At 46.3% G+C, this 11,729-nt stretch carries 12 protein-coding genes and 1 pseudogene; 8 read left to right on the top strand and 5 right to left on the bottom strand.

The features are described 5' to 3' along the window. The 6 genes and pseudogenes from PsW64_RS28130 to PsW64_RS06540 form a co-directional block, all read left to right on the top strand. A pseudogene (locus tag PsW64_RS28130) lies at positions 1–126 on the top strand (IS30 family transposase); the annotation flags it as partial. Beyond that, positions 105–1,163: a glycosyltransferase family 4 protein gene (locus tag PsW64_RS06560; RefSeq protein WP_063303105.1), complete on the top strand. Its 1,059-nt coding sequence runs from the start codon at positions 105–107 to the stop codon at positions 1,161–1,163. The pseudogene PsW64_RS28130 and the gene PsW64_RS06560, both read left to right, overlap by 22 nt. Before the next feature lie 84 nt (positions 1,164–1,247). Further along, a complete protein-coding gene (locus PsW64_RS27550) occupies positions 1,248–1,406 on the top strand; it encodes a hypothetical protein (RefSeq protein WP_193757753.1) in 159 nt (52 codons plus the stop codon). Between the two features lie 21 nt (positions 1,407–1,427). Continuing rightward, a complete protein-coding gene (locus PsW64_RS06550) occupies positions 1,428–2,294 on the top strand; it encodes a capsular polysaccharide export protein, LipB/KpsS family (RefSeq protein WP_193757752.1) in 867 nt (288 codons plus the stop codon). Next, the gene (locus PsW64_RS06545) at positions 2,294–3,274 is read left to right on the top strand and encodes a glycosyltransferase family 8 protein (RefSeq protein ID WP_063303102.1); all 981 of its coding nucleotides are present in this window, start codon (positions 2,294–2,296) and stop codon (positions 3,272–3,274) included. Before PsW64_RS06550 ends, PsW64_RS06545 begins: the two co-directional genes overlap by 1 nt. Further along, positions 3,271–4,212 (top strand): glycosyltransferase family 8 protein, encoded by a 942-nt coding sequence (locus PsW64_RS06540; protein ID WP_063303101.1) that lies wholly within the window; start codon positions 3,271–3,273, stop codon positions 4,210–4,212. The genes PsW64_RS06545 and PsW64_RS06540 overlap by 4 nt, the downstream gene beginning before the upstream one ends. Positions 4,213–4,694: 482 nt before the next feature. On the opposite strand, the gene PsW64_RS06535 is transcribed toward PsW64_RS06540, so the two are convergent. The 5 genes from PsW64_RS06535 to PsW64_RS06515 form a co-directional block, all read right to left on the bottom strand. Continuing rightward, entirely contained in the window at positions 4,695–5,333 is a 639-nt protein-coding gene (locus tag PsW64_RS06535; protein ID WP_193757751.1) for a TetR/AcrR family transcriptional regulator, read from the bottom strand. Between the two features lie 296 nt (positions 5,334–5,629). Continuing rightward, entirely contained in the window at positions 5,630–6,403 is a 774-nt protein-coding gene (locus PsW64_RS06530; RefSeq protein WP_063303099.1) for an ABC transporter permease, read from the bottom strand. Next, on the bottom strand, positions 6,396–7,124 hold the full coding sequence (locus PsW64_RS06525; RefSeq protein ID WP_063303098.1) for an ABC transporter permease: 729 nt from the start codon (positions 7,122–7,124) through the stop codon (positions 6,396–6,398). Before PsW64_RS06525 ends, PsW64_RS06530 begins: the two co-directional genes overlap by 8 nt. A gap of 53 nt (positions 7,125–7,177) precedes the next feature. Then, the gene (locus PsW64_RS06520; protein WP_063303097.1) at positions 7,178–7,945 is read right to left on the bottom strand and encodes a transporter substrate-binding domain-containing protein; all 768 of its coding nucleotides are present in this window, start codon (positions 7,943–7,945) and stop codon (positions 7,178–7,180) included. Between the two features lie 14 nt (positions 7,946–7,959). Beyond that, positions 7,960–8,748, bottom strand: coding sequence for an ABC transporter ATP-binding protein (locus PsW64_RS06515; protein WP_063303096.1), 789 nt, complete (start codon positions 8,746–8,748; stop codon positions 7,960–7,962). Positions 8,749–8,857: 109 nt separating this feature from the next. On the opposite strand from PsW64_RS06515, the gene PsW64_RS06510 reads away from it, so the two are divergent. Both PsW64_RS06510 and osmF read left to right on the top strand, forming a co-directional pair. Next, positions 8,858–9,655: a dimethylarginine dimethylaminohydrolase family protein gene (locus PsW64_RS06510; RefSeq protein WP_063303095.1), complete on the top strand. Its 798-nt coding sequence runs from the start codon at positions 8,858–8,860 to the stop codon at positions 9,653–9,655. A 1,165-nt stretch (positions 9,656–10,820) separates the two neighbouring features. Continuing rightward, positions 10,821–11,729: a glycine betaine ABC transporter substrate-binding protein OsmF gene (osmF, locus tag PsW64_RS06505; protein ID WP_063303094.1), complete on the top strand. Its 909-nt coding sequence runs from the start codon at positions 10,821–10,823 to the stop codon at positions 11,727–11,729.

Raw genomic sequence — 11,729 nt, 5'->3', positions numbered from 1 at the left:
TTATCTGTACACACGCAGCCTGAACTTGATGCAATCGCAAGACAACTCAACGAAAGACCACGCAAGACCTTGCAATATCAAACCCCAGCTGAGAAGTTCTCACAGTGTGTTGCCGCGACCAGTTGAATCCACCGCCGAATTCTATCGAAACGGTTGTCAGGACTCTGAATGAACAAAGCAGCGATGATGTTATAGTTATCTGTGAGGAGGGAGCGGCTACCCCGGAAGTCATGAATGTAAGGAGAGTTCCTCGCTACAAATGGAACGTCTTACGCGCACGCCATATTGCAAAAATTATTGCAGAATTTCAGCCAGATTTTATTGAGGTGCATCAACACGCACCGAGCGGAAAATCCATAACCCGTAAATTCAAGAATATACCTTCAGCGCTTTATCGCCATAACTTAGTAAAAGAAAACGATAATTTTTTCACAAAATTAAGACATGAGAGACGATACAGTTTATTTTCTTCTCATATCTTTGTTAGCCGAGCTGCACGTGATCAATTTATCAAAGCATTCCCGAAATTTCAGGATTGTAGTTACGTCGTTGCAAATCCGATCGACTTTGAGAACTGGTATGCACCAATCGAAGGTCGGGAGAACATAATTTCATTTGCTGGCCGGGCCGCTCCAGAAAAAGGTATTCAGCATCTAGTTCCTGCTCTGGTTCAAATTTTGACAGAACATGTTAATTGGAAAGCGACCCTATGTCTAGGAGACTGGCAAACGCATGAGGAATGGGCCACGCAGGTCATTACACCTCTCTTACAATTTACTGATCGCTGTCGGATAAATAAAAACATGCCACTTGATGAGGTCAAAAAGGTATTCAGATCCACCAAAATTGCAGTCGTGCCCTCTGTTTGGAAAGAACCGTTCGGCCTGGTCGCTATTGAAGCACAGGCTGCAGGCGCAGCTGTTATTTCATCTGGAACCGGCGGCCTGCTAGAAGCAAGCGGTGACAGCGCCCTTTACTTGGATAAAGTCACCAGTGACGACATTCATGCAAAACTTGAATTTCTGATCAATAGTGAGGCGTCTAGAGCCGGGCTTGCCGCCAAGGGGCAGAATTTTGTGCGCCTACACCACGATATCAAGATACGCATGAACGATCTGCAAAACGTTAGAAAAAAAATAGCGGGCACGAGACACAATGATTAAACGGTACTTTAAGAAGAAAAAAAAATCGCGCCAAGCTACCCTGCGATGGACCTGGCTGTTCACCTTGGTATCTATGAGAAAATCATGGCACAAAACAAACGCGTCAATGAGACTCTGGTGCAACAATTGACCAGTTCTGATACACTACTTTCGTTCGGAGTAGAGCAAAATGCTCAGATCTATAAACTTCTTGATCAAGCCTTTAATAACCGTCAAACTGCTGCATTTGGAACTCCGCAATAGGCGCTTGGCCAAGAACACATTGTGCTTGGCCTTGGCCAAGGCAGAACAGAAATGTTGCAAAAACTTTTGTTTTTGCAAGCTGATGCAATTTGCATTGAAGAAGGGTTTATCCGCAGCATAGTGCCAGAAGTTTTTGCACAGCGCGACAAGTCCCTCAGAGCATATGCAAACCCAATTTCATTCCGTCTGGACGCGGTTGGCCCTCATTTTTGGCCAAAGCCAGAAATCTGCATTCGTACCTTTTTGAGCACTCATCAGTTTACTCATGAAGAACGTAGCCTTGGAGCAGATATTAGGCACCTAATCGTGAAAGAAGATATCAGCAAGTATAACTTCTGCGTATCTCAAACAGCTCGCAACCTACCCAATGTCCTGGTCATCGACCAAGCCTACAACGATTTATCTGTCGTACTGCAAGGTGGTGAGGAAGGCATATTCAAGCAAATGCTGATCAGTGCGATTGAGAGCAATCCAGGTAAGCAAATCGGCGTCAAGATCCATCCGGAATACAAGTACCGAAAGACTTACCTTTCTGAGTTAACCAATGAGTTTGCAGATCAAATTACTGTCTACGCGGATGATTTCGACATCAATGTTTTGCTTTCCGGCTGTGAAACCATCTATACCTACTCCTCGACAACAGGCCTCGAAGGCTTATTAAGAAAAAAAAATGTGGTCACTTTCGGGCACCCTGTCTATGCAGGGTACGGCGCGACTGACGATCGCAGAATTGGCCTTTCAGCCAGTCGAAATCTATCAGTAGATGAAATTGTCTTTGCGCTCTATGCGCAGAATATCATTTATCTCAGCCCGAGCACAGGAAAACGCACATCTGCAACCAAGGCTTTGGAAGAGCTGATCTGGCTAAAAAAGGAATACAATCAATAATGCAAATTCAGAGCAAAGATATATGCGTGTGTTACTGCCTCGATAAAAATTTCTGGGCACCTACTGCTGTATCGTTTTACAGCCTTTTATCGAATCTCCCAAAAAATTCACAAATTTCATTCCTCTTCGTACATGATGACTTGGGTAAACAACAAATAAGCTTCTTACAGGATATGGCGCACAAAGCAGGTGTTACTGCTGATTTCAAGGCACCTAAATCGTTTTCAAATAATGCCCACACAACGAAGAAACTCTCCAGAGCCATGTATCACCGGCTGTTCCTACATCAGCTAACAGATCGCAAACGGATCCTCTATCTGGATGGCGATACTATTATCACAACAGATATTACAGGATTTGCCACACAGTGCCTTGATAGCATGCCCGTTGCTGCGGTTTGTTCACCAGGCGCCTATCGAGGTCGCACGGTCAAACACCCTAAAACTGGCAAGGAAGAACTCTTCCTAAACTATTTGGTCCGTATGGGCGCAGACACAGGCATTCAGAACAGATACATCAACTCTGGTGTACTCTTGATCGATGCTGATTACTGGCGCGCCCATGACGTCCACTTAGATTACACAAAAATGATCGACTCTGGTGAGTTTGTTTATGCGCCTGATCAAGATCTCCTGAACGTCTACTTCAACGATAAAATCAAGCTACTCACCCCGACCTGGAATTTCCAGACGAGTCTGTTCCATTCAATCAAGAGCAAGAATGTCCAACTCTGGATGAAGGACAACATCGCATACTACAACGATATCCAAGCATGTAAACATAGCCCGGCGATCATTCATTACGTCTACTTCAAACCTTGGCAAAAAAAGGGAAAGAAAACTACCTTTGACAAAATTTATCTAGTTAGTTGCTTTAAGTGCTTCGGGCTCTCTTCGTTTTCCTTAAGAACTCTTGGCATTTATCTACGCAAGTCTCTCCGCAAACGGAGCTCTGTTTCAACGGTTCTGGCTCTGAAATGAATCAAAATGCCGTCTATTTTGTTACCGATGATAAGTTTCTCGGGTTAACGCTTGTAAATGCTCGAAAGTTAAGCGCAATGAGAGACTGCACCTTCGATGTGCATGTTTTTTATCAAGGAACAAAGGCTCTGGATGACCTCCGCCAGGGCATGGACATTTACTTTCACCGGTACGAACTTAAACTCCCATCAGAGGTCAAAAGCAGCGCTTTATGGCCCAATATCGTCTATGGTCGCATTTTCGTACCGCAGATGCTGGAACAACACTATGATCGCCTGCTTTATCTGGATGCTGATGTATTCTTTTGGAGGAGCCCACAGTCGCTATTTGATGCGGATCTTGGTACGTCTGCGCTCGGTGCGGTGCAAGACTTCAACATAGCAAGTGGGGGTTACCCTCGCCAATTTCCTAGTAAGGCAACTTGGATGGAAGCCATTGGGATTAACGGCAACCAGTACTTCAATTCTGGTGTTCTTCTAATTGATACTAACCGTTGGAATAAAATAGATTTCCATCAGAAGCTCGTAACATTTATGCAGTACTTTGACTCTTCTGCTAGCATGTGGGATCAAGATTTCCTCAACCACGTCTTTCAGAGTGCATGGCAGCCCTTATCCCCCCTTGCCAACTGGCAGTATGGAGCTGTGCCAAAAAACAAACTGGAACCTTTTAACCCGATCATCACCCATTTTGTTGGAGAACGTAAACCGTGGCATCCCGATTGGCCTTTTGACAAGTCCTACCAGGCTTACTTTCTAGAAGGTCAAAGCGCTGAAATAGAATTCCCTCAGATACATTTAAGACCGACTAAGACTTTGAAGCTTAAACTTGAGAAGTTATTGCGTTCTAATAAGATGAAGAGAAAAAACAAAATAATAGAACATTCGCAGATTGAGTATTTACAAAATCTTTTTAAATACGATCGTCTCAAGCAATAGTAAAGAGGCATCAAATCCCGCACCGTTGATTTTACAGTATGGCCGACAAACTTGCTCTCTTTTCCAACCTGCCTTTCAAAGTGAGACAAACAATTATCAGACCTATAAGGGGGCCCTACTGTAGTTGCATGTCATAGTCTCTTTGATGTGCGTTAGATTTGAAGGCGCCCTCACATCTTGTTTTGAGGATCAACCTTACCGCTGGTCTCTGGCGGACTCTTGATCAACACAGATCTTGACACTATTCAAACCGCAAAGGTTATTTGCGCCATACTATTTTCTTCTTTAATCGTACTGTCAGGTTTATCGGTAGTCAAATAGTCGCCTACGAAACGTGGCATGCAAAATTAGTTGATAAAAGTTCGGATCAAATTTATGAAAATAATCGAGGTTATCTATTGACTGTTGCATTGCCTGCTAGGAAAGATGCCTAAATATTCGACTGATCAAGTGGAGATCTATATTCAAATCATAAGTAGCTTCTAATTTATCAGCTCAAGCAGGTCGATCCGCAACAAAGAGCTGAAGCACTCCAGGCCGACTTGCACCAGTTCGCCCTGTTCAAAAACGTGAGGTAAGGCACCGCCTTCCATCCATAATCCGTCCAGGATCGCATTTCCAGCTATGCTAAGGCGTCTGAGTTCTTGTTCACTCACTATCCTGCCTGCTTCAAGCAAAACATCAGAAATCAATTTTTTCAGGTGCAAGCGAAGCAGGTTGTAGCTTCGTTCATGGCTCTCTGTCATATCCTTGTTGTGAAGCAAGATTTCGAAGAAGCCAGCCCATATGGCAATCGAGTCATGGCTTGTAACTGGCGCTTCCAGAGAGACTTTGATAAAGTTGGACATGCGCTCAGCGGCAGTTTCTTCACCGCGAGATGCTTCATCTGCAATGTGGACCAGATTGCCCATGTAGGCTTCATAGGCAGCTGCAATGAGCTCGTCTTTCTTTGCAAAGTAGTACCTGATAAGCCCTTGGGTGACGTTTGCTTCTCTTGCTATTTCTCGCACGGTGGCGGACTGAACACCTCCACGGGCAATAACACGCAAAGTCGCGGCGATAAGATCAGCTCGCCTCGTATCTGTATTTTCCTGACGGATTTTTCCAGATTTATCCTGCATTTCTGTAAGCATACCCAAGAGTAAAAACCAGCAACTTGTACTCATGCGAAACAGACAAGTGGCCGTGAAGTTAAATTTATTACCAGGCCGTGCACCCATCAGACGCATCTATCATGACTGACTAAGCCTTGATGAAAACTTGGCTCATGTGAAACCGCAATAAGTTCAAAGATATCAAAATGATCTCTTGTTTTCAACTTATCCTAGTAAAGAGGCGTGGCACCAAATCCTTAGATCTCAACTTTTCTTTGGTGAATTTAGTTGTGGTCATCCATGTTTGAGCACATTTTCCATTATCACCCTCTTGCAGGAAGCTTGTTTTCCAAAAGTCGGAATGCAAATGCAATGCCGCCGGCAAGTATGAGGTAGATCAGCGCGAGCATCAGCAGCGGTTCATAGATGATGAACGTCTCTTGGCGAATACGCCCAAAGATCGCATAAACGTCAACAACAGCAATGGTTGCAACCAACGGCGTCGCTTTGAGTTGCAAGATAAGTTCCCCACCCAAGGTTGGTAGTACACGTTGAACTGCCCTTGGCAACCAGATGCGACGTAAAATTGTAAATGGATGCATTCCGATGGCATGCGCTGCTTCTAGCTCTCCGCGAGGGACGCCTTTAAAAGCACCTCGCATTACTTCACCTTCGTAGCCTGCAAACGACAATGTAAGAGCGACAAACGCATAAGGCCACGCCTCAATTAGGTAAGGCCAAAGCCAGCTTTGTCGTAATCCGGGCATGTAGGGGAATAAAGATCCCAAACCGTAATAGAGAACCCACATCTGCAACAAGATTGGCGTTCCGCGGATCAGCGTGCAAAAGCTCATCGCGAGCCAAGCCAGCGGGCGAGGTCCAGTAACTTGCACAAGCCCAATCGGCACCGCAAGCAAAAAGCCAGCAACGATCGAGCTCACCAGCAACGCAATGGTGATCCAAAGCGCATCCAAAATCTCAGAACTATATTTAGGCAGCCAAGCCCAATCCATCATAAATGCGAAGGTCAACACAAGCACTGCAGCGACGAGAACCATAATCAAGCGATGAGGCTTCATAAGAGTTTGCTCAGGCATAACGTGTTCCCCGGCTCACGCGATTTTCCAACCATTTAAAAAGCTGGGCGGAGACCAATGTCACCATTAGGTACAATCCACCAGCTGCGAGCAGGAACAGGAAATAATGCTTTGTTGCTCCAGATGCCTGACGTGCAGCCAAGGTCAATTCTGTAAAGCCAACAACCGCTAGCAATGCAGTGTCCTTAGTTGCGATCAGCCATAAGTTCGAAAGGCCAGGAATTGCTGTGGGAAGCATTTCAGGAAGTGTAATTCGGCGAAATATGCGCAGCGGATGCATTCCGAAACTATGTGCAGCTTCGATGTGGCCAACCGGTACGGATGCAATGGCACCCCGAAAAACTTCAGTTGCATAAGCACCTTGAACAAACCCGATAACAAGCACACCTGCTGCAAAACCGTTGATTTCAATCCGACCAAATCCTGCGCCTGCAAGCACATTATTGAGCAATTCAGGTAGCGCAAAATAAGCTAACAGGATCAAGACCAGTTCAGGGATGGCACGAACAAAGGTGGTGTAAACAGACATGAGATCCCGAGCGACAGGACCACCGGACCGCTTCAGTGTTGCCCCCCCTAGGCCAATCACAATACCAATCGCATATCCAAGCAAGGCAACTTGCAAAGATACCACAAGCCCATCCAACAAAGCTCCACCCCAGCCCGGAGGCTCCAAAGAGAGTAGCTCGACAGCGCTCATTTCTCTATAATTAGTTGCCATGCAGTTCTCCCGAAGGCAGAGGAAGAAGACGTCCTCCTCTGCCAGCTCTATGCTTATTCGCCGAAGATATTGAAGTTGAAATAGTTCGCAGTGATTTTGTCGTAGGTGCCATTGGCGCGGATTGCATCAATGGCATCATTGAGCTGAGATCTCAGCTCGTCATTGCCTTTGCGAAGACCAAAACCAACTCCCTGGCCATGAATGGAAACGTCAGCTGCAACCAAGCCAGCGTCGTTACAGCAGATCTCACCTTCAGACGATTTCAGGAACTCGTCGAGAACTAAAACATCAGCCAAGGTGCCATCAATCCGTCCTGCAAAAAGGTCTTGATTAGCTTCGTCCTGAGTTTGATATTCACGGATCTTGGCATCTGGGAAATGTTTTAAAGCGTATGCTTGGTGGATAGACCCAGACTGTACACCGATGATTTTGCCTGAAACCCCCTCGGAAGTTGGAGTAACACCACTGCCTTTACCAATCGCGATAGATGCGCCGGTCTGATAATACTTATTGGAGAAATCAATGACCTTAAGGCGTTCTTCATTGATGCTCAAAGATGCGCCAATAATATCAATAGATTCAGCAGTTAAAGATGGAATGATACTATCCCACGCGGATGCAACGATTTTACAATCCAGTTTGGCCTCTTCACAAACTGCATTGATGATATCAATCTCCCAACCGGTGTAGTTCCCGGTTGCATCCGGCGTGGAGAATGGCGGGTAAGCCTCTGTTGCGATGCCAATACGAACAGGCTCTGCAGCTGCAGCTGTTGCATACCCAGCAACAGCAAGCGCGAATAGAGTAGATTTGATTTTCATTTTTCCTCCCAGTATTAATTGATAGATTGAATAAACTGCTTTAAACGCTCGGACTTTGGGGCCTGAAAGATCTCTTCAGGTGTTCCCTGTTCTTCAATTTGCCCCTGATTGAGGAAAATCACTTTATCGGCAACTTCTGCAGCAAACTTCATTTCGTGCGTGACGATGATCATGGTTCGGCCTTCCTCAGCGAGGCCTTGCATTACAGTCAAAACTTCACCCACCAGCTCAGGATCAAGGGCGGATGTTGGTTCGTCAAAGAGCATGACCTCCGGATCGACGGCCAACGCACGTGCAATAGCGCCGCGTTGTTGCTGACCACCTGACAGATACGCGGGATACATCTCACGGCGTTCAGTGAGGCCAACACGCTCAAGTAAGTGATGGGTGATTTCGCGTGCTTCATTTTTGGGCCGTCCCAGCACCTGCACCTGAGCTTCCATTACATTTTGCTCAAGTGTCATATGCGGCCACAGATTAAAGCTCTGAAACACCATCCCTAAGCGACTGCGTAACCGGCGCAGCTGTCGTCTATCGGAAACTTCAGAGTTTCCTTGCTTGTCAAATTTTAAGTGAACTTCTTCGCCAAGCAACTTGAGTAGTCCAGCACTGCTTGGTGTCTCAAGCAGATTAAGGCAACGAAGAGTAGTCGATTTACCTGAGCCACTCCCCCCAATCAGCGAAATCACTTCACCAGGCCGTGCGACGAGATCGATTCCCCGCAGGACTTCGAGCTGCCCAAAGGATTTATGCAGATCATTCACTTCAATGACTGGTGATGGTTGTTTATCGCGGCCCGGCAATGCGCCTCTCCCAATTTATACGATTGAATAAATTTATGCATGCGCATAAACTAGGTGTCAATACTAATATTGATTCAGTCTGAAATTGGCGCAAAATAGGGAGAAAATCTTGACTAAGCGTTCTTACACATTCACCCACGCGATCGCTCGCACACCGGGTCAGTCCATCACACAGGGCCTTCGTGCGGTGGATGTTGGCGCACCTGATCACGAAGTTTTCCTCAAGCATCACGATGACTATGTGGCCGCATTAGAATCCACCGGAGCGACAATCATCACGCTTGATGCAATGGAAGAATTTCCTGATTCTGTCTTTGTTGAAGATGCTGCGCTTTGCCTGCCAGAGGTTGCTATCGCAATGCGCCCCGGTGCTTCAAGCCGTCTAGGAGAAGCTGCAGCTATGATCCCAAGTCTTGAAAAACTGTATGATACAGTGCTCACCATTCAAGGCGAAGGGTTTATCGATGGCGGGGACATCCTCACTACCGAACGTGAAATTCTCATCGGCACATCGGCACGAACCGACACGGCAGGGATCGAAGAACTGCACAAAATGGTTGCCCCGTGGAACTACAAGGTTCGTGAGTTACAAACTCCAGAGGGTGTTCTCCACTTCAAAACCGATTGTTCCTTACTTGATGAGGAAACCATCCTTTCCACGAAGCGTTTGGATGCATCTGGTTGTTTTGAAGGTTATCGTGTCCTGCACACCGCAGAAGGTGAAGAAGCCTGCGCAAACTCCATTCGATTTAACGATCTTGTACTGATGCCAGATGGCTTCCCGAAAACCGAAGAACTCCTGGTAAAAGAAGGCTACAACATCCGCAAAATTGGCAACTCCGAAGCAGCAAAACTAGACGGCGGCATGTCATGCCTATCACTACGTTTCTCACCACCAATGATGTAAAATACAGTAATTTCATTCTCTGCGTCATTTAGGGAATGGCGCAGAAAATGACGCAACTTTTGCTTCTGTCAGCACATACTGACTAGGGTCACACAAAAAATGGATTGGTCTCAAGCCCAGGAAGCAGAAGTGACCGCATTTGGATAAATGGTTTGAGTTGTTGCTCTCAATCACGCAAGCTGCACTCGACTCGCTCTAAGAACTGAATGTCGTTGCATTGGCATACCATTAGAAAATAACCTCAATTGGACTTCCTGTCGTGGCGCAATCTCTCAGCCACTAGCAAGTAAGGTTTTCGCTTTCGTAGACCTTACAACACCTAGTTTAGCTTGCGTGCATATGGACAATACTGAGCGTACAACTTAGTATTGTCTAATATCGCTGCAATTAACTCATGAACATGCAAACACGAACTCACTGATGCTTTTCCTGTTATGTAACGAGTTGAGAACACCATAATGGCGTTCAAACGTTGATTCAATCGTGAATCTCTGGCCTCACTCTCGTTAACACAAACATCCAAAAGCATATCTTAGCTCACAGCTAAGTAACTCTCCACCCAACAACGCCACACTAAATGCAAATTTAAAATTTATGACTATAAACACACTAACTTCACACGATATATATAACATAAAACACTTACACTCAAACAACTAAACTTATTATTAATATTATCAATACTCATCAAAAAGACTTAGTCGCGGACTTTTATTCAATCAAATTATCTTTTGCTAGGACATTAACTTTCTTTTTGAAGCATATGCCAATCCCACATCGTCTCGAGACACCGTATTTCAACAAAACCTTGCAGCCAGAACTTCTCTGAGCATATCCTTGGGAATTAAGGGATGGAATGAACGCTGGATAAAGTTCCGCTTGGAGACCCGAGGCAGGTTGCGAAGGAACAGGTGGCGACCTATATGAGCGGTGCCTTTGGTACAACTCTGGATTACTTATGGTTTTTACAAGAGTGTTCGAGGCTGAGGGGGAAGTCGAGTGAGGGGAAATCTCAGATGATATTCGACAGATTTGGCAAAATCGATTCCGTGCTAAACGCGCAAGTTTAGGACAATGGCCCTTTTAGGGATGCCACATTCTTCCCATAATAGAAATTTCACAATGCAGTGCTGAAAAATAGAGAGCTTTGAGGAGCATACTTCGCATGACATTTAATCGAATTCTTGCTGCGATCGGCATGACCGGAGCCTTAACAGTTGCAGCTCATGCTGAAATTGTTGTTTCTTCCAAAATTGACACTGAAGGTGGTCTCCTCGGAAACGTTATTGCACTTGCGTTGGAAGATGCTGGTTTGCCAGTAGAACGCCGTCTGCAGCTTGGCGGTACTCAGGTGGTTCGCGAAGCACAGCTTGCGGAGCAAATCGACATCTATCCTGAGTATACGGGTAATGCAGCCTACTTCCACAATGAGGCGGACAGCGAAGTCTGGAAAGACGCCAAAGCCGGATACGCCCGCGCAGCTGAGCTGGATGGTGAGAAGAACGGGCTGGTATGGCTTCAACCTGCACCAGCCAACAACACCTGGGCCATTGCTGTTACAGGCGCATTGGCCTCCCAGAACAATCTTGCCACGATGTCTGACTTCGGCGCCTGGGTGGCAAACGGAGGCGATGTCAAGCTGGCGGCCTCTACGGAGTTTGTTTCTTCTCCCGCAGTCCTTCCTGCAATGCAGGAAACCTATGGCTTTAAGCTGTCTCCAGATCAGACAGTCGTGCTTTCTGGCGGTGACACAGCCGCGACAATTCAGGCCGCAGCTCGTGGCACATCTGGCGTCAACGCAGCTATGGCATACGGCACAGATGGCGGCGTTGCTGCAACAGGCCTTGTTGTTATGACCGATGATAAGGGCGTACAGCCAGTCTACGAGCCAGCTCCGGTTATCCGAGCTGCCGTGTTAAAACAGTATCCAGAAGTTGCATCAGTCTTGAACCCGATCTTTGCAGGTCTGGATCTGGCGACACTACAGGAGCTCAACGGTCGCATTCAGGTTGGTGGTGAACCTGCAGCTGCAGTCGCAAAAGACTATCTGACCAAGATCGGTGTTTTGGACTAA

This window comes from Pseudovibrio sp. W64, from assembly GCF_001623145.1.
Lineage (GTDB): Bacteria > Pseudomonadota > Alphaproteobacteria > Rhizobiales > Stappiaceae > Pseudovibrio.
The sequence above is the reverse complement of the archived record's forward strand: the minus strand, read 5'-3'. Positions and strand labels throughout refer to the sequence as shown.

Excerpts from the sequence above, each read along its gene's own strand:
- PsW64_RS06525 (WP_063303098.1), bottom strand. The coding sequence starts at position 7,124 with ATGGCAACTAATTATAGAGAAATGAGCGCTGTCGAGCTACTCTCTTTG.
- PsW64_RS06530 (WP_063303099.1), bottom strand. The coding sequence starts at position 6,403 with ATGCCTGAGCAAACTCTTATGAAGCCTCATCGCTTGATTATGGTTCTC.
- osmF (WP_063303094.1), top strand. The coding sequence starts at position 10,821 with ATGACATTTAATCGAATTCTTGCTGCGATCGGCATGACCGGAGCCTTA.
- PsW64_RS27550 (WP_193757753.1), top strand. The coding sequence starts at position 1,248 with ATGGCACAAAACAAACGCGTCAATGAGACTCTGGTGCAACAATTGACC.
- PsW64_RS06535 (WP_193757751.1), bottom strand. The coding sequence starts at position 5,333 with ATGCAGGATAAATCTGGAAAAATCCGTCAGGAAAATACAGATACGAGG.
- PsW64_RS06540 (WP_063303101.1), top strand. The coding sequence starts at position 3,271 with ATGAATCAAAATGCCGTCTATTTTGTTACCGATGATAAGTTTCTCGGG.
- PsW64_RS06545 (WP_063303102.1), top strand. The coding sequence starts at position 2,294 with ATGCAAATTCAGAGCAAAGATATATGCGTGTGTTACTGCCTCGATAAA.
- PsW64_RS06520 (WP_063303097.1), bottom strand. The coding sequence starts at position 7,945 with ATGAAAATCAAATCTACTCTATTCGCGCTTGCTGTTGCTGGGTATGCA.